The 17,929-nt window shown below is 50.4% G+C and carries 16 protein-coding genes and 1 tRNA gene; 8 read left to right on the top strand and 9 right to left on the bottom strand.

Features of this window, described 5'->3' with window-relative positions; all coding sequences use genetic code 11:
* Positions 1-26: 26 nt before the first annotated feature.
* Positions 27-1,379 carry a M15 family metallopeptidase gene (locus VLE72_03165; protein HSX14883.1) on the bottom strand — a complete coding sequence of 451 codons (1,353 nt, stop codon included), beginning with the start codon at positions 1,377-1,379 and terminating at the stop codon, positions 27-29.
* A 94-nt stretch (positions 1,380-1,473) separates the two neighbouring features.
* On the opposite strand from VLE72_03165, the gene VLE72_03160 reads away from it, so the two are divergent.
* The 5 genes from VLE72_03160 (at position 1,474) to VLE72_03140 (ending at position 9,710) form a co-directional block, all read left to right on the top strand.
* The gene (locus VLE72_03160) at positions 1,474-2,487 is read left to right on the top strand and encodes a hypothetical protein (protein HSX14882.1); all 1,014 of its coding nucleotides are present in this window, start codon (positions 1,474-1,476) and stop codon (positions 2,485-2,487) included.
* Entirely contained in the window at positions 2,484-4,139 is a 1,656-nt protein-coding gene (locus VLE72_03155; protein HSX14881.1) for an FAD-binding oxidoreductase, read from the top strand. The genes VLE72_03160 and VLE72_03155 overlap by 4 nt, the downstream gene beginning before the upstream one ends.
* A gap of 61 nt (positions 4,140-4,200) precedes the next feature.
* Positions 4,201-7,959, top strand: coding sequence for a S8 family serine peptidase (locus VLE72_03150; protein ID HSX14880.1), 3,759 nt, complete (start codon positions 4,201-4,203; stop codon positions 7,957-7,959).
* A 45-nt stretch (positions 7,960-8,004) separates the two neighbouring features.
* Complete coding sequence (locus tag VLE72_03145) at positions 8,005-8,541, top strand: hypothetical protein (GenBank protein ID HSX14879.1); 537 nt, start codon at positions 8,005-8,007, stop codon at positions 8,539-8,541.
* Entirely contained in the window at positions 8,538-9,710 is a 1,173-nt protein-coding gene (locus VLE72_03140; protein HSX14878.1) for an FAD-dependent oxidoreductase, read from the top strand. The genes VLE72_03145 and VLE72_03140 overlap by 4 nt, the downstream gene beginning before the upstream one ends.
* Before the next feature lie 45 nt (positions 9,711-9,755).
* Here the strand turns inward: VLE72_03140 and VLE72_03135 are convergent, their stop codons facing one another.
* Entirely contained in the window at positions 9,756-10,109 is a 354-nt protein-coding gene (locus VLE72_03135; protein ID HSX14877.1) for a hypothetical protein, read from the bottom strand.
* A gap of 152 nt (positions 10,110-10,261) precedes the next feature.
* Here VLE72_03135 and VLE72_03130 point away from each other — a divergent pair.
* Positions 10,262-10,338, top strand: a tRNA-His gene (locus tag VLE72_03130).
* Between the two features lie 110 nt (positions 10,339-10,448).
* Here VLE72_03130 and murB read toward each other — a convergent pair.
* The gene (gene murB, locus VLE72_03125) at positions 10,449-11,345 is read right to left on the bottom strand and encodes a UDP-N-acetylmuramate dehydrogenase (GenBank protein ID HSX14876.1); all 897 of its coding nucleotides are present in this window, start codon (positions 11,343-11,345) and stop codon (positions 10,449-10,451) included.
* A 102-nt stretch (positions 11,346-11,447) separates the two neighbouring features.
* Between murB and VLE72_03120 the strand changes: the two genes are divergently transcribed.
* A complete protein-coding gene (locus tag VLE72_03120) occupies positions 11,448-11,780 on the top strand; it encodes a hypothetical protein (protein ID HSX14875.1) in 333 nt (110 codons plus the stop codon).
* Between the two features lie 56 nt (positions 11,781-11,836).
* On the opposite strand, the gene VLE72_03115 is transcribed toward VLE72_03120, so the two are convergent.
* Positions 11,837-12,238, bottom strand: a complete 402-nt coding sequence (locus tag VLE72_03115; protein ID HSX14874.1) for a VOC family protein — start codon at positions 12,236-12,238, stop codon at positions 11,837-11,839.
* 10 nt (positions 12,239-12,248) lie between these two features.
* Positions 12,249-13,055: an exodeoxyribonuclease III gene (locus VLE72_03110; GenBank protein HSX14873.1), complete on the bottom strand. Its 807-nt coding sequence runs from the start codon at positions 13,053-13,055 to the stop codon at positions 12,249-12,251.
* A 175-nt stretch (positions 13,056-13,230) separates the two neighbouring features.
* Here VLE72_03110 and VLE72_03105 point away from each other — a divergent pair, with 175 nt between their 5' ends.
* Positions 13,231-14,445, top strand: a complete 1,215-nt coding sequence (locus tag VLE72_03105; GenBank protein HSX14872.1) for a DEAD/DEAH box helicase — start codon at positions 13,231-13,233, stop codon at positions 14,443-14,445.
* A gap of 531 nt (positions 14,446-14,976) precedes the next feature.
* Here VLE72_03105 and VLE72_03100 read toward each other — a convergent pair.
* The 4 genes from VLE72_03100 to VLE72_03085 all read right to left on the bottom strand — a co-directional run bounded on the left by VLE72_03100 (position 14,977) and on the right by VLE72_03085 (position 17,925).
* Entirely contained in the window at positions 14,977-15,162 is a 186-nt protein-coding gene (locus tag VLE72_03100; protein HSX14871.1) for a hypothetical protein, read from the bottom strand.
* A 168-nt stretch (positions 15,163-15,330) separates the two neighbouring features.
* Complete coding sequence (locus VLE72_03095) at positions 15,331-15,603, bottom strand: HU family DNA-binding protein (GenBank protein ID HSX14870.1); 273 nt, start codon at positions 15,601-15,603, stop codon at positions 15,331-15,333.
* 127 nt (positions 15,604-15,730) lie between these two features.
* Positions 15,731-17,248, bottom strand: a complete 1,518-nt coding sequence (rny, locus tag VLE72_03090) for a ribonuclease Y (protein HSX14869.1) — start codon at positions 17,246-17,248, stop codon at positions 15,731-15,733.
* 164 nt (positions 17,249-17,412) lie between these two features.
* Positions 17,413-17,925, bottom strand: coding sequence for a hypothetical protein (locus tag VLE72_03085; protein ID HSX14868.1), 513 nt, complete (start codon positions 17,923-17,925; stop codon positions 17,413-17,415).
* Positions 17,926-17,929 lie beyond the last annotated feature (4 nt).

Below are 17,929 nucleotides of genomic sequence, written 5' to 3'. Positions count from 1 at the left end.
ATGGATCGCTAAACAAACGGCTCTAGTTAAGCAGCCTCGGACTGGGGCTCGATGATGACGGCCTTGGGCAGATAAGTCAGACGGGGATCACCAGTTTGACTCAAAGCCCGCTCGTTGAGGCGGATCAGTTCTTGGTAGGTCGGGTCCGTCAGATCGAGTTTGCCAGCCAAGTGGTAGTTGTCCAACCCCTGAAGCATGCGCTCTTGGATCCGAACCAAGCCCGAGCGATGAGCTGCCCGCATCTTTTCATGCTTGAGTTGGGGCTCGTCCAGCTCGACGCCACCGTATTCGGCGTGATCTAGCCCAGCAACTTTGGCGCCCATCTGCGACTTGGGGGAATTGTAGTGCCACCACTCATCGAGATATGGCTGCATGCCCGCGCCGATCATGGCATTGTAGAGCATCCGCCGGTTGTCTCTGGCTTCGGTTTCCTGGGCGGTCAGCGGTCGAGCTAATCCGCTCTGTATGAAGTCGGCCATCTCTTGGCTGAGCTTGCCCTCGGCCAAGCTTTCAACTTCGCTGGGACGCAGAGCTCGGCCGCCCGCCAACCATTCGAAGTAGTCAAGCTGGGCTTCGATGCCACCGTGGTCGAACTGAGTGCCAAAGTTCAGGAACTCGGCCTGCCGGCGAACTAGTCCAATCTTTTCCATCTCGAGCAAATAGAGTTCGCGCAAGATGGGGTCGCTGGCTTCTTCCGCCGGGCTGGGATCCTTGGGAGCCTGCTCGCGCAGTTCCAACAAACGCAGATCGATATCCGCTACCCGCTGGTCGGCCTCAGCCGGCAGCCTGTAAATGGCCAAGTCAACAGAGCCCCCAGTGTTGTGTGGCGACGGCCTAGTCTGGTCCTGCGAAGGCAGCGACACATAGCGCTGGGTCTCAGCGCTCAAAGACTGTTCGTCCCAATCTGGGTGAATGGCCTTGAGGGCATTGAAGTAGTGGTCGTAGAGGGCCTGCTGAACATCTAGCGTCCGATAGCTATCCAGCACGATCAAGTGGTGGCCCTCCGGCAGCAGCTGCTGAGCGCTGCGGAGCCTGTCTGCCACTTCGGCGCGGGCGAACATCGTCACCAAGGCGCCTTCCAGCTGATTGTCAGGGTGGGCATAGGGTGAATTGCTGTGTTCGCCGTAGTAGACCGAACTGGTGAAGATGTCGTCACGATCGGTGAACGGTCCCAGCGGGACCAGCGGCTCGTGGTTTTCGTGAAGAGGAACTTCCTTCCAGCCGGACACTTTTTCGCCTTGATCGACCGGAATTGGTCGAAGTAGATCATCGCTGTAGATGTCAACCGAGCTCGCCTGAGCGAGCTCACCTTCCAGATGGTTACCAGAAAATCCGGTGCTCACGGTCGGCTCCTGTTCAGGGTTGTGGGAATGACTCATATTAACCTTCCTTTTGCATATTTGTAAAGCTTTAGCACTATTCTAACACCTTGGCCAGAGTTGGAGCTAAGCATTAGTGTTATAATATGGCTTAATGGCCGCCAGTTCTAAAGTCCCAGCCGTGACGCCGTTTTTTGAGGGGGTTTATGTCTTATTGTGCGCCTGGTTTTTGGGCGGTCTCTACTTTGATGCTTGGAGCCACACTCATCATCCCGAACTAGAGTCATTCATTAACGTACCGCACGGGGTTCTCTATTCCGGATTTATGGGTTTAGCGGCCCTGGTCTTTTTTACCGCTTGGCGCAATCACCGAGCTGGTTTTAGTTTTAAGCGCTGTATGCCAGCTGGCTACCAAACGGCCTTTTGGGCGACGATTTTGTTTTTAATCGCTGGAGCTGGCGATGCTATTTGGCACACCCTCTTTGGCATCGAACACCAGCTGGAAGCCGCCTTTAGCCCGACCCACATTGGTATCATGATTGGCCTGACCATATTGGTTAGCGCCCCGTTTATGTCGGCTTGGCGCCGGGGTATCGAACTTGATGTTGAACAGGCTCGTGCTTGGCCGGGCATCCTGGGTTTTACCTATCTGCTGTCGGCTTTTACGCTAGTGACCCAATGGGCTCACCCCTACGTCGAACAGGTTCTGACCGTGGCTCCGTTGGATGTTAACCAAGGCCAGGCCCTAGGTATTCTGGGTTTTATGTTGCAGGTTTCAATTTTGGTCGGGCTGGCCCTTCTAGTAATGCGGCGCGGCATTGCTCGCTCTGGCTTGTTTACGGTGGCTTTGACTTTAAACGCTTTGGTTTTGGCCTTGATGCGAGGTAGCTTTGAGGTGGTACCGGCAGCCTTACTGACTGGGCTAGCAGCCGATGTTCTATTGGAACGATGGCAAAGCAGCGGCCGCAGCATCTTAGGATTACGAATCTACGCGACTACTCTTGGCGCCGTTTTTGCGGCAACTTACTTCATAGTTATCTTTGCCACCAAATCCGTTTGGTGGAGCGTGCATATGTGGACCGGTGCTATTGTGGTTTCAGCTATTTTTGGGCTCTTAATTTCTTACTTAGTGGTGCCACCACCGAATTTTGGTGAGCCAGCCAAATGAGGTGGACCAAAGAATTACAACGAGAACTGCGGGGCCGAAAACAAGGAAAGGTATCATCTTCGGCTCGGACTTTGAAAAAGTACTCTCATGATGCCAGTATGTTTGAACTTCGACCGCAGTTAGTCGTTTTCCCCAAAAACGAACATGATATCTCGAAGGTCGTGAATTTTGTTCGGCAACGCAAGGCCGATCTGCCCTTTTTATCAATCACGGCCCGCAGCGGCGGCACCGATATGAGTGGTGGCGCCATCAATGATTCGATTATATTGGACGTCAACAAATACATGCACCACCTGGGCAAAATTGACGGTCATCACATCTCGACCCAACCAGGTGTTTTTTATCGCAAGTTCGAAAAACGCACTCTGGCCCACGGTCTGCTGATGCCATCCTACCCAGCCAGCCGCGAAATTTGCACAGTTGGCGGTATGGCGGCTAATAATGCCGGCGGCGAAAAGACTTTACGTTATGGCAAAACTATTGATTATATACGTCGACTTAAAGTCATATTGTCTGATGGTCAGTCCTACACTCTGAAGCCCCTGAATCAAGCGGAGCTAAATCAAAAGCTCCAACAGCGTGATTTCGAAGGTGAAGTTTACCACAAGGTTTATAAACTAATTGAAAAAAATTACGATCAAATTAAGGCTGCCAAACCTAAAGTTAGTAAAAATTCGACCGGCTACAACCTCTGGGATGTTTGGGATAAAGAGACTTTTGATCTGTCTAAACTGTTTGTAGGCTCGCAAGGAACTTTGGGTCTAATTACCGAAATTGAATTTGGCCTGGTTGAGGCCAAACCTTTCAGCGGCATGTTGATTATTTATTTGAAAGATCTAGAACCACTGGGTTCATTAATTACCACCACGCTTCCAACCAAACCCGATAGTTTCGAAGTCTTTGATGATCATTCTTTGATACTAGCCATCCGGTTCTTTTTCAGCTTTTGGAAAATCCTGGGAATTGCCGCCACCATCAAGCTGGCATTCCAATTTATCCCGGATCTGTGGATGCTGCGACGAGGAATACCTAAGTTGGTAGCGTTAGCCGAGTTCGAAGGCGATAGCGAAGATGAAGTTCGGGCCAAAGTGGTTGATCTGGAACAACGCTTACATCAAGCCGAATTAAATGTCTTAACCGAGCGAGCCGAAACGGCCGGCAAAGCCAAGCGTTACTGGCTAATTAGGCGAGAAAGTTTCAACTTATTGCGCCATAACGTCAAAGACAAGCACACCGCGCCCTTCATCGATGATTTAGTGGTGCCGCCAGCCAAATTACCAGAGTTTTTACCTAAACTTCAAAAACTGCTTGATGCTGCCGACATCGTCTACACCATCGCCGGCCATGTTGGTGACGGCAACTTTCACATAATCCCGCTAATGGACCTAGCCGATCCTCGCGAGCGGGCTAAAATTCCGGAGTTAATGAAACAAGTTAATCATTTGGTGCTAGGTTTCGGTGGATCCCTGTCGGGCGAGCACAACGATGGCCTGGTTCGAGGACCATTCTTGGAAGAAATGTATGGTCCCGAGATGATGAATATCTTCCGCGAGGCAAAAAAAATCTTTGATCCCGACGATATCTTCAATCCCCACAAAAAAGTTGATGCCAAGTGGGATTATTCCCTAGCCCACATTCGCCACGGATTTTAGCCAACCCAAGCCACAGATTGACCGAACCTGATTATGTACCCATAATATAAGCGCAAGCTTTATGAGGCGGAAAAAACTTATTAAATTGGTAAACAAGCTCCGTAGACCAAAGTTTTCCCGATCGACTGTCTTTGTTATTGCGGGCATTTTAGCGGTTGGTGGAATTTTTTGGGTCTTGTTTTCGCGCGGTAGTGGGCGCCCCGGACCACCGGCAGCCACTAGTGGTGCCGAAGTTGATGCCGCCAGTAATGAGGTCTTGGTGCGACTTACCCCAGCCGCGGCAGCCAGAGCCAAACATACTGGCAATCCCAATGACACCGGCAACGCTGGTTTGAACGCCGTCAATCGGAAACTAAAGGCCACCAAATTTAGCCGAGTGGCTAGCCCCTCTAAAAACTCCAATCCGGCTAGTCCATTATTTCGTTGGTATAAAATTACTCTAGCCAGCGATCCAACTAGCCCTGGCCGGACCTATAATGCCGGCGGTAACAGTAAGGACCGGGGCAAGCAAAGGTTTGTAATTGCCAAAAAGCAGCTTGAGGCCAGTGGCGCAATTGAGGTAGCTGAACCCAATTTTGTTAATCACGCCCAACTAATCCCCAACGATCCCTATTACAGTTCCAGTAGTTTATGGGGCACGCCCAGTGATTTATGGGGGCTTAAGAAAATTAATGCCGCTAGCGCCTGGGACCAAACCACTGGCTCAACTGGCATCGTGGTGGCCAGCATTGATACTGGTGTGGATCGCAATAACCCCGACTTGGCTAGCAATATGTGGGTTAATACCGCCGAAATCCCTGGTAACGGCATTGATGACGATGGTAACGGCTATGTTGACGATTATTACGGCTGGGACTTTATTAATAACGATGGCGACCCCATGGACGACCACGGCCACGGCACCCACACGGCCGGCACCATTGGTGCTGCTGGTAACAACGGTATTGGCGTCGTCGGCGTCAACTGGAGAAGCAAAATCATGGCCGTTAAAATTCTTGATGCAACTGGGAGTGGTTATGCTGACGTGATTGCAACGGGTATCCAGTATGCGGCCGACATGGGCGCCCGCGTGACCAACAATAGCTACGGTGGTGGTGGCACCTCCCAAATGATGGACGATGCCGTCAAGTACGAACACGACAAAGGCACTTTGTTCGTAGCGGCTGCTGGCAACTCCAACACCGATTCACTGGACTTTAACCCAGCCAGCGCCGATTATGCTGTAGCCGTAGCCGCCAGTGGTGCCAACGACCAAAAGGCTGGTTTTTCCAACAAGGGAGCCAAGATCGACGTGGCAGCCCCAGGTGGTGATGCGGCGGCCTGGGGCGGCACCGATGACTTTATATTGTCCACGCGATCGTCTCAGTCTGGTAGCGTTTTCCCGCCACTAGCCAGTGACCCTAGCGGTAATTACGCCATTGCTCGTGGTACTTCCATGGCCTCACCCCACGTGGCAGGACAAGCAGCCCTGCTGCTAGCTAAGAATCCGGCTCTAAATGTTGATGAACTTAAGCAAATTATCCGCCAGGGGGCTGACGACATCGGCACGGCGGGCAAGGATGATTCGTTCGGTTATGGCCGCATTAACGCCGCCGGCTCCATGGCGCTGGCAACCACCCACCCACTGACTCCGATTATTGCCACCCCTTCTAGCCGGGCCACTATTTTTGGCAGCGCTGCCACCATCACAGGATCTGTCGGGGGTAGCGGCTTTAGTAACTACAAAATCGAATACGGCTTAGGTCGTGAACCATCCTCCTGGTCTACGCTTGTGACCTCGACTACCCAGCCGACCGCTACAACCACGCTAGCCACTTTTGATAGTACCCATATACCAGATGGCGCCTATACTTTTCGACTGGCAGCCACAAACTCGGCTGGCAAAATTGATTATGCCCAAATTTTTGATGTCACGATTGATAACTTTGATATTGCGATTGATTCGCCCTTTACCTTGGTAAAACCAGCCACGGTGGCGCCAATAACCGGTACGGCTGTAACCAAAAACGGTTTGCAATTTGCCAACTATAAACTCGAATGGGCTCCAGTTAGCAATCCAACTGCCTGGTCCATTAGCGGCATTACTTTAACCAATAGTGGTACCCTAGCTGTTACCAATGGCCAGCTCGGGACCTGGAATACCTCGACGCTTGTGCTAGGGCAAAAATATCTGCTCAGGCTAACTGTTAATGCTAGCAACGGAGCTACAACCAGTACAGTCAGCCAACTGGACACCGATAATGATGTGGTTGTCGGTTGGCCCAAAGCGCTGCCGGCATCGCCCGACTGTGCCAACTGTATTTCGACTGTTACTTATAGTGATGTCGATGGCGATGGGGTGCTGGATGTAGTTGTTACCAGTTCGAGTAATAAACTTTACGCCTTTCACCGTGATGGCACCAGCTTGCCCGGGTTCCCGATAACTATCGGACCGGACTACAATTATACTACCCAAGCGCCGTCAATTGTTGATATCGATGGTGATGGCAAACCAGAAATAATTACCACTGAAACCAACTTCGATCAAGACATTTGCTACCCCTGCGCTGTGACCCGAGTCTATAAAAATGACGGCACGGCCTATCCTGGTTTTACGCCTTACGTTAGGATTGCCGATGCTGATCTTAGCGATATGACGCCAGTGGTGGCAGATCTTGATGGTGACGGTAAAAAGGAACTCATCTCTTTCACAACTCTTGACGGTTACAACTATATCTACGCCAAGCACCTTGATGGCACTTCCGCTCCTGGGTTCCCCAAGGTTCTGCCATTTAGTACTCCCGACGTTCCCATCAGTTCGCCCCGGCCAACAGTGGTTGACCTGGATGGTGATGGTAAGCCCGAAATAATCTTTGGCTTCAAAGGCCAGTTATATGCCTTTGATAATACTGGCACTGTACTACCCGGTTGGCCTTTTACCCCGCCGCTGTTTAACGGCCAAGCCATGCAGTTTTACTCCGCAGTCGCAATCGGTGATTTAAATAGTGATGGTGTAAAAGATGTGGTTGCGGTCGGCCAATCAAATTCCAACAGTACTTATTTGGCTGCGGTTTACGCTGTTAAAAAAGACGGTACTTTGATACCTGGTTGGCCGCCAGCCCTTGCAATTAACCACAACCTCATCAATCAATCCCAGCCTGTCCAAACCTCTCCGATCGTCTTTGACTATAATGGCGACGGTAAGGACGATGTAGCAGTTGGCTTGCGCAATGTCAGTATCATTAATGGTGCCGGACAACTCTACCCCATCACCACGGATCTACAATCCAGACCTAACGTCTCGGTGGCTGGTGTTGGTACTAGTGGTAAGGTGGTCTTTGCTGCACCTTACCAAGGCATTATCAATGTCGGTGATTTATCGAGCGTCCTATGGCAGCGATCCTTTATTGATTCCGCCAATGGTGCCATCATTAACGACTTTGAAGCGCCGTTAGCAGTCAACGACCTGGATAACAACGGCAAAGTAGAGTTAGGCGTCGGCGACTGGCAGCCTGATGGGTATGGAGTGCCCAGGAATTTGCATCTATTCATGTGGGAGATTCCTGGTGTATCGAGCACCAGCAACTCTTGGAACATGTTTGGTCACGATTACCTCAACACCGGCAACGCCAAAGGTCCCAACTTTACCTCTAGCGGGGGCGGGGGTGGTCCGGCTGACATTAATCATGACGGTATTGTAAACATTCTTGATCTTTCGATCTTTGCGGCGAATTATGGCCGGACTGGTGCGACTGCTGCTCAAGGCGATTTGAACGGTGATGGCGTTGTGAATATTCTCGATCTTTCGATACTGGCAGCCAAATGGGGAACTAGCGGATAGAGCTTATGTTAAAATGATGTTAGGATTTAATCAAAAGGCTTAGTCATGGCAAAAAATATTTCGCAAAAAGAGTTTTATAGCGTCCTTGGTTCAATCGGGGTTGTCTTAGCTCTGGTGTTGGTGGTTGGCGCCGGATTCGCTCGCTTGGGTTATAACTTCGCTACTTCCAGAGTCCGCTCACAGTTGGTCCAAGAAAAAATTACCTTCCCAGCGGCAGGCAGTGCCGGTTTAAGTGCCAGTGAATTCCCTGGTTTGCAACGCTACGGTGGCCAGGCCGTTGATACCGGACCCAAGGCCAAAGCCTACGCCGATGAATTCATTTGGGAACACATGATGAAAGCTAGCGGCGGTAAAACCTATGCCGAGGTTTCCTCGGCCGCTCAAGCCGCCCCGACCGATGCCAAACTGGCTGCCTTAAAAAACGTCCTCTTCCAAGGTGATATGCTCCGCTCCAGCTTACTAACAGCCTATGCCTTCTCCGTCTTTGGAATGGTTTCGGCCTATGCCGCCTGTGTGGCTTTGATTGGAGCCGGCGTCATGCTGCTACTGGCATTGCTGGCCTTCGTTAAAGCCAGAGCGTGAAGCGGATCGTAATTGTTGGGGGTGGCTTTGGGGGTGTGCGGGCCGCTATTAATCTGGCTGGCCAGGCCGACTACAGCGTTAAGTTAATCTCTAAAAACAACTACTTCGAATACCACCCGGCTCTGTATCGCGCAGCCACCGGCCGATCGCCGTTTGAATCAGCTATTTCTCTAGCCGACTTTTTTGAGTCAGACCAAAACATCGAGGTAGTTTGTGATGAGGTCACTGAACTAGATATTTCGGGCCAAAAAGTTATCGGCGCCAGTGGTTCGGTCTACCCCTACGATGAGATGATTTTGGCTCTGGGTAGCGTAACTAACTATATGGGTATCAAAGGTTTAGCTGAATATTCATACGGCATTAAGAGTATTCAAGAGGCCTTAGAATTTAAACGCAAGCTTCATGAAGATTTAGTCAGTGGCCAAAGGGCCGAGCATAATTATGTTGTTATCGGCGGCGGACCGACGGGGGTTGAACTGGCTGGTGAACTCTCGGCCTACATCAAGCATATTCGCAAGTCCCATCACTTAAACAAAGCCTATGCCATCGATGTGATTGAAGCTGGCCCCAGACTGTTGCCGGCATTACCCGAAGCCTATGCCCGCCGAGTAAGTGCCCACTTGAAACACTTGGGAATCGACGTACATCTAAATACTCGGGTCATGAGCGAGGAAGTTGATCAACTCGACTTGCCCCGCGGGCACATCAGCTCGCACATCGTGGCTTGGACAGCCGGTGTTACTAATAATCCGTTTTTCGCTTCTCAAGGCCAAACCTTTAAATTTGGTAAGGGTGGGCGGGTGGCAGTCGATGAGCATTTGATGGCGCTGCCCCACGTTTACGTCATCGGCGATAACGCCGATACGCCCTACTGCGGGATAGCCCAAACTGCCCTCCACGATGCCAATTATGTGACCGAACTCATAACTAAGGGCCATACGCAGCCTTACCAAGCCAAAAAACCGATCAGCGCCATACCGGTCGGGCCAAATTGGGCGGCTGTTCAATGGGGTAAACTCAGCATCTACGGTTACCTAGGGTGGGTTTTACGGCGATTAGCCGATCTTAGACTATTTTTGCAATTCATGCCGATGGGCAAAGCTTTTCGGACTTGGGAATCCGGTTTTGAAGAAACCGAGGTCTGCCCAATTTGTGCTCAAGCGATTTAAAAAAGTTTGTGCGCAGCCACGTTAGCGGCTGCGCACAGTTGGGGCCTAGTCCCATTCAGCTGGACCCCACGGCCTGTAGATCTGTCGACAATGTGGCGAACCACGTCGATTCGGGACGTTCCCAGTAACCCAGCCAACAAAGGGCAAGCCATAGGTGCAGCTGAGAGTTCTGGCGGCTTCCTTGCTTCCCTCCAGAACACCAGGACCAAAGAATGCTGCCAAGTACTTGAACTCGACCACGCAAATCGTTGGAATCGGCTGTCCGTACAAGTTGACGTGTTGGCGCATCCAAGCATCAACCCTTTCGCCACAGCTGCCGCACTCACCCACCGGATCGACGATGTTCGTCATGATGATGGCGGCCTCGATGTACGAAGCCAGCCGCGCTTTTTGATTCATAGCTGACCCCCTCTACTTGTCGAGTACCCCACGATTTCCTCACCGAGTGGTGATTGGCGAATCATAGGATTATATATACAATTTGTCAAGCATTTAACCTCATATATTATTCGCCATCCGCCATAATTTCTGTTATAATTTGTTTTCGTGCGGCGGGTGTAGCTCAGTAGGTTAGAGCGACTGGTTGTGGTCCAGTAGGTCGTGGGTTCGAGCCCCATCACTCGCCCCAAAAAATGCTGGTGACCCAGTGTCATCGGCATTTTTTGATGTAAAGAAGGGGGCGAGAAGTTTATCCGCCGGCTGGCGGGAGCCCCATCACTCGCCCCAAATTTATAAGTACTAAAATTCGCCTATGAAGCTAATCTCCGGCTCCAGGTTATAACCGCTATCCCGCTTCACTTCACTTTGGACGATCGAGATTAATTTGCGAACATCAGCGGCTGTGGCATTGGCTTTATTGACTATGTAATTGGTGTGTTTACTAGAGACTGCGGCCCCACCGATTTGTTTGTTCTTAAGTCCGGCCTTATCAATTAACCGCCCGGCCCCTACGCCTTCGATTTTTTTGAAAACTGAACCGCATGACGGATATTCGCTTAGTTGAGGCTGTTTTTTGCTTCGCCAAGCTAAGTTGGCTATAACCCGTTCTTCGATTTGTGTGGAGGGTTTTGAGTCCAGGGCAAAAGTTACATCAAGCACCGCGATTTCTTGGTGGTGAAGAATGCTGTCATCATACCCAAACTGAAAGAAATCGTTGCCGACTGTATGGACTTCGCCTGTTCGGTCAAGAATATCAGCAGATTTAATAAACTGACCAATAAAGATAGTGCTCTTGCGGTCAGGCGCCAGAAAATGAAGATTTTGCCAAATTGCCCCACCAACGCTACTCGGAATTCCCGCAAAATGTTCCAAACCGGAAAGTCCTTTTTTAACCGATTCCGTTATCAAATCGGTTATAACGCAGCCGCTTTCGGCAATCAGCAAGTTATCATCAAAATGAAAAGACTTAGCCTGATTGTGAATAACCAGCCCACGAAAGCCTTTATCTCCAACCAGGATGTTAGCTCCCGTTCCGAGGATAAAATACGGCATATTTTCATTGCGAGCGGATGAAACGGCTTCAGCCAACTCAGATTTCGAATTTGCGGTGATGAAATAGTCAGCTGGCCCACCAATTTGATAAGTCGTAAAGGGGGCTATAGGAACATCTTTACCTAGGTTTCTAAATTCGAGCACTGAAATCATTTTAACTCAAGAACGATTACGTGTTGGACCAGATTGACTAAGTTGGCTACATATGGTAAGGTTGCGGCGTTCATCCCCTGCTCTGGAGGAATAATGTCCGATCAAAAGGTTACGCTTCCTGATCGCGATGAAATGCTCGAGCGATTGCTGAGTGTCTCAGACGACAGTGCACGAGTCGAGCGTCTCTACCCAGTCGTTCTCGGGTGGGCCGGACGAGAGTTCAATGGACAGGAGATCGCATTTGCCCTGGGTCTGGCATGCTCCGGGTTTCTCAACCCATTCGGCATCACTCCAATGAGACGGGTAAAAAAGCTGGGGGTTAAGAAATACTTGCGAGTGCTCATCGATGATCAAAAGGTGCTCAAAGAAGCTCTCAGCATGATCGATGGGAGAGCTCCCTCACACTGGAAGCCGATTAAGGGGTAGCCCGCTGACTTTAGTAGACGCCATGTCGATCTATGAGGTCGGCGGGCGTTTGCTTATTAATTCAACGGATTCTTAGCGGCTTTGCGTTTGAATATGACAAGTTTATAACCATCCGGATCCAATATCACGAATTCGCGGTTACCCCAGGGCTGGTCGGCCGGTTCGGTGGCCGGTTTGATACCGGCATCGGCCAGCTCCTTATAAGTTGCATCAACGTCATCAACATTAAAGTAGAGGAAGACTCCGGCGCCCTTGTCGCCCTTATCAGCCTCGTCACGAAATTCGGCGTAATCTTCGGGACCAGCTTTGACTAAGTCGATGCGATACCAGTTGAGGTAGATGACGATGCGATTATCGGTGCGTTCCTTAATTTGTAACCCAAGCTTAGTGTAAAAGTCCGCCGTCTTATCCAGATCACTAACGTAGTAGGAATAGCCGGATGCGCCTTTGAGTTTCATGATTTCCTCCTTAAAGATCCAGGGTTACGCTGATCGGGCAATGGTCGGATCCCATAATGTCGGGGTGGATATCGGCTTCTATCACTTTGTCTTTGAGTTGTTTGGAAGCCATAAAGTAATCGATCCGCCAGCCGACATTACGTTCACGGGCACCACCCCAGGCGCTCCACCAGGTGTAGAAACCGTTGCCCTGTGTAAAGAGCCGAAAGGTATCAATAAAGCCCGCTGCTTCAAACTTGTCAAAACCCTCACGCTCCTCAGCCGTAAAGCCTTTTTTGCCCTCGTTTTCCTTGGGTCTAGCTAAGTCATCGGGGGTATGAGCGACGTTCAGGTCACCGCAAAAAACCACCGGCTTGGTTTTTTCGAGCTCTTGGCAGTAGGCCAAAAAGGCTGGGTCCCAATGCTCATGGCGCAGGGGGATTCGACTCAAATCGTCCTTGGCATTCGGGGTGTAGACGGTGACGACGTAAAATTTATCAAATTCGGCCGCGATTACTCGACCTTCACCGGCCGCATCACGGGTCTCATGATCGACAAAGTTGTATTTGCTAGCAAAACCTTCGGGGAATCCATTGGTAACTTTGAGGGGCTTGGTTTTAGAAAAGATAGCGGTGCCAGAATAACCGGGTTTGGCGGCTGAGTTCCAGTATTGCTCATAACCAGGGGTTTCAACTTCAACCGCATCCTTGCCAACCTTTGTTTCCTGCAAGCATAAAATATCAGGTTGGTGACGGGCAAAGAACTCGGTCAGCGATTCTTTGCGAATAACCGCTCTTATACCATTAACGTTCCAAGAATATAGCTTTACTTGAGTCATAATTAGTAGTTTAGCACTGGGTTAGGTCAAAAAGTAGGCACATCACACTAAAAGACTTATAGACAAAGATGATCTTGTATGTTATAGTTAATTCTTGTATAGCAACTTTGGGTGAATACCGAGTATATCTACTAGATCTCGCCGTTCATCAGCTAGATCTAATAGAAAGGTATTCATGAGCAAAAGTTCATTCGCTAAACCCGTTAGCCAGCGGGGCAACAAGGTTTTTCGCAACTCCCGCCATGGCGGCAACAACCGGCCTCAACGCGCCGGACAATATATTGACCCCCAACGCTTTATCAACCAAGCCGCCCAGCCGGCCGACCAAGCGGAGTTTGTGCCCACCCACACCTTTAATGACTTTGGTTTAATGCCAGAGCTTGAGCGCACCATTGCCGAACGCGGTTTTAGCATCCCAACCCCAATTCAAGACGGTGCCATCAAACCGGCGCTAGCCGGGCGCGATATTATTGGCATTGCCAACACCGGTACCGGCAAAACGGCGGCCTTTGTGTTGCCAATTATCCAGGCCCTCAAGCATCAACCGAACCAAACCGCTTTGATTATTGCGCCAACCCGTGAACTAGCCATTCAAATCGATGAGGAATTTAGGGCCTTTGCTCGGGGACTCAGGCTCTATTCGGCCTTGATAGTTGGTGGTGCAGGTATCAATCGGCAAGTTAGCCAATTGAGGCAGGGGCCGCAAGTCGTGGTTGGTACGCCCGGCCGCTTAAAGGATCTCTACAATCAGCACGCCCTAAAGCTGGGTAGCGTGGGCATCTTGGTGCTGGATGAAGCCGATAGGATGCTCGATATGGGCTTTATCCATGATATTCGATTCTTGCTGGACCGCTTGCCAGCCAAACGGCAGTCGTATTGCTTTAGCGCTACTATTCCAGCCGACATCCGCCGTTTGATCGATCAGATGCTGGTTGATCCAGTGGTTATTTCGGTTCGCACCAGCGAAACAAGTGACCACGTGGAGCAAAATATTATTCGGGCTGGGTCTAAGGACGAAAAGATTCGGATTCTACAAGGCCTTTTGGCCCAACCAGATTTCGATAAAGTCTTGATATTTGGCCAAACCAAATGGAGCGTTCAACGTCTAGCTGATAATCTGGCCGGGCAGGGCTTTAAGGCTGAAGCCATTCACGGTAATAAATCTCAGCCTCAGCGCCAACGAGCCTTACAGGCCTTTAAGGATGGTCGCACCTCTATCTTAGTGGCAACGGATGTGGCCGCGCGGGGGCTCGATATCCCACAAGTCAGCCACGTTATCAACTTCGATCAACCAACCACCTATGAGGACTACATTCATCGCATCGGCCGGACTGGCCGAGCTGGCCACCGCGGCCATGCCCTAACCTTTGTGGCTGGGCCAGCTAGCTAAAATAGCTTTATGTATTGACAAATAAATAATTAGTGGGATAGTGGAGTTATGAGACTGCATAAGCGGTTTCAAGTTCTCATCAATGACTGGAGCAAGCAATGACAATCTCGTTGCTCGTGCACGACCCACTACTCCACGATCGGGATTGGCTAGATCGACGCACCGTCTTCGACGTGCGTGAAATGCCAGTTACTGAAGCTGCTGGACTGGGCTTCGGGATCAATTGCTTGGTTCAGAGACTCCACGACAGCAGGGTCTACCGACTGGCGGATTTCCGGCGCGAGAAAGATCACACCATTGTACTGCTTGAGCTTGGTCAATCTGGGCTCGGGCGGTGGGTGAGTATCTCCGAGCTAACCAGGTTCTACCGAGTCATTCCAGGCCGAGCGGTTCTTCCGATGGTGCAAGCAACCAGACACGAATCGAACTAACGGCGCCGAAAACAAAAACGAGAACGCTTAAGGGCGAGGACAATCAAGTCCTCGCCCTGTTTCGTTGTTTGGCCTGCCGGCTGATTATGACTCGGGGTGATTAGAACTCGAGCGCAGTCACCACCTTCGATTCGCTCAGTGCGGCATCGATGTCACTCAAAACGACTGAAGTGAATCGATGAGCGGTCGCCGGGCTTGACCTGACTTCCTCGCGTCGATGGGCCTCAGCCCGGCGCTCCTCAGGAGACATTTGCCAGATTGGCTTGCGATTTCGGTCCTGCCACATAGGGCACCTCCAACTCACTAGAGTCAGACGTTGAACTTTGAAGCAACTTACTGGCTATTCTTTTTCCCCACTCAAAGTGCTCATCGCTAGCTTACGCCTAACATAATTGTTTGACAATACAAAAAACCCGCCGGATTTGACGGGTGTTTTTGTGAGAGTTGTTTAGTCTTAACGCACTATTTCTTTTAGACGTTTGCCAGCCCGAAAGCGAGGCATTGGCATCTCCGGAATGCGAATTTCGCCCCCAGTCTGCGGATTAACACCTCGGCGTGCGGCCCGTTTGCCTAAATCAAAGGTACCAAAACCAGTAATGGAGACCTTTTCGCCACCCTTGATAGTCCGGCTAATAATGCCTGTTAACTTGGCGACCACATCCTCTACCTGACGCTTAGTCATACCAGTTTCGCGTGAGAGGTTATCAATCAATTCGTGCTTTGTCATAGCTTTATTGTGCTCCTATTACGATTTTGTAGTGTAATCCCGAGCTGGTTTTAATACAAGCCTTGAAAATACATAAAAAACTGCTATCTCAGGCCGATTCTAGCCGAATGCACAAATATCCAAGCTCTTATTTGGCGAACTCGGTGGCTCTAGTTTCACGGATGACATTGACTTTGATGGTACCAGGATACTTCAGAGTGGCTTCGATCTTGGTGGCGATGTCGCGAGCTAGTTTGATAGCTTGGAGATCGTCGATTTCCTCAGGGGTCACGATAATGCGGATTTCGCGCCCAGCCGAAACGGCATAGCTTTTGTTGATGCCAGGGAAGGTATTGGCCAAGTTTTCCAGCTCCGTCATACGCTTGGCATAGTTTTCGAGCGTATCGCCGCGGGCACCGGGGCGACCAGCCGAAATGGCATCAACCACCCGGACAATCATGGCCTCGGGCGTAGTGGCATCGATATCATCATGGTGGGCCTCGGCGGCGTGGGCAATAACTTCATCCATTCCGTATTTGCGGATCATGGTGCCAGAGATGTGGTGATGCTTGCCTTCAATTTCATGCGTCAAAGCCTTGCCGATATCGTGCAACAGGGCGGCTGTTTTGGTTATACGCACATCGGCTCCAACTTCTGTGGCAATAATGCCAGCCAGTTGCGACATCTCGATAGAATGTTGCAGGACATTTTGGCTAAACGAAGTTCTAAATTTGAGCTGACCGAGTAATTGAACTAGTTCTGGCGGTACACCGACTACACCGGTTTCCTTCAAAGCCTTTTCGCCGGCCTCTTTGACTATCTTATCGACTTCGGCTTCGGCCTTTTGAACGACTTCTTCGATCCGAGCCGGATGGATCCGCCCATCTTGGAGCAATTTTTCCAGCGCAATGCGCGCAACTTGGCGGCGCAGCGGATCAAAGCTAGAAAGAATAATGGCACCGGGCGTTTCATCGATGATGACATCAACGCCAGTGGCTCGCTCAAAGGCCTGAATGTTGCGGCCCTCTTTGCCAATAACGCGGCCCTTCATTTCCTCGCTGGGAAGTTCCACGGCCGTCACCGTCCGCTCCGAAGTCAGATCACCAGCAATGCGCTCCATGGCGGTGGTCACGATGACCCGAGCGTTATCATCGGCTTCAGCCTGTGCTTCGCCTCTTAATTTATCGACCAAGCCAACCAAGTCGGCCTTGATATCGCGCTCCGTCATCTGCATCAACTTGTCTCTAGCCTCTTCGCGCTTGAGTTTGGCAATTTTTTCCAAATTCTCCTGCTGTTTAGTCCGAATCGTCCGGATCTCATCTTTGAGTTCCTCGATGTCGGTTTCGCGTTGGCGCAAGCCTTCGGCCCGGCGGTCGAGTTCCTCCAGCTTTTTATCTAACGTGGTTTCGCGCGAGCTCAACCGATTTTCAGTTTCGATCAATTGCTTGCGACGTTCGCTTTCTTCCCGCTTGGCGGCTTCGGCAATTTTAATAGCATCGGTCTTGGCCTCGAGGGTGGTTTCTTTGGCTTTGGCCTGAGCTTCGTCTAGAATTTTTTTGGCTTTGCTATCAGCCGTATTGCTTTTGTTTTTATTGATAGCGATATTCGTAGCGTAGCCGGTTGCTCCACCAGCAGCCAGCGCCGCTACCACAAATAGGGGTAGCATATATTAACCTGCTTTCCGTTCCGAAATAGACCGCCATTAGGGGAATGATTGAGATAAAGTTGAAATACCGTAGTTGAACAGCCAAATGATACTAACAGCGGACCGATAAGGAATTAATCAACGTGTGACTGTAGCTCTAGTTTACGTCCAAACTTTCAAGTGGGTCAATCGTCTTTTTGGGCTGTTGATTCCGGCGACGGCCTAAACTCAGTTTGGATTTTAAAAAGTAGTTCTTCAAGATGAATTGGAATTGGGCTAAATTCATAATCGGCATTATCAGACGTTGCTAGACGGTGTTCGGCGGCAAGGATTTGGCCGCTTGGACTGATCAAATAGGCATCGATCCAATCACCAGCGCCTTCTGCATCGGAATCGCTATAGACACTAAACTCTAATGCATCGATTAAATCTGGGGAGACCGCTTGACGTTTTTCTACGGAGCAGGGTTGACCCAGCCGATTACTAAATTCGGCGATAGTACCTGGGTATTTGGTATATTCCCTTAGTTTTGGGTCTTCATAGATAGCTTCAGCTACCCCTGGTTCATCATTCCCAACAAGAGGGCGAGTTTGCTGGGTTGATAGCAATTCTTGGTTTTGACGATAAAACTCCCGACCAACCTGCTGCCAGGCAGATGATCTCCTTTCATCTCCAGGATTTTCTGCTTCCGGACTCATGATT

The sequence above is a fragment of the Candidatus Saccharimonadales bacterium genome (assembly GCA_035480635.1).
In the GTDB taxonomy this organism is placed as follows: domain Bacteria; phylum Patescibacteriota; class Saccharimonadia; order UBA4664; family DATIHN01; genus DATIHN01.
The sequence above is the reverse complement of the archived record's forward strand: the minus strand, read 5'-3'. Positions and strand labels throughout refer to the sequence as shown.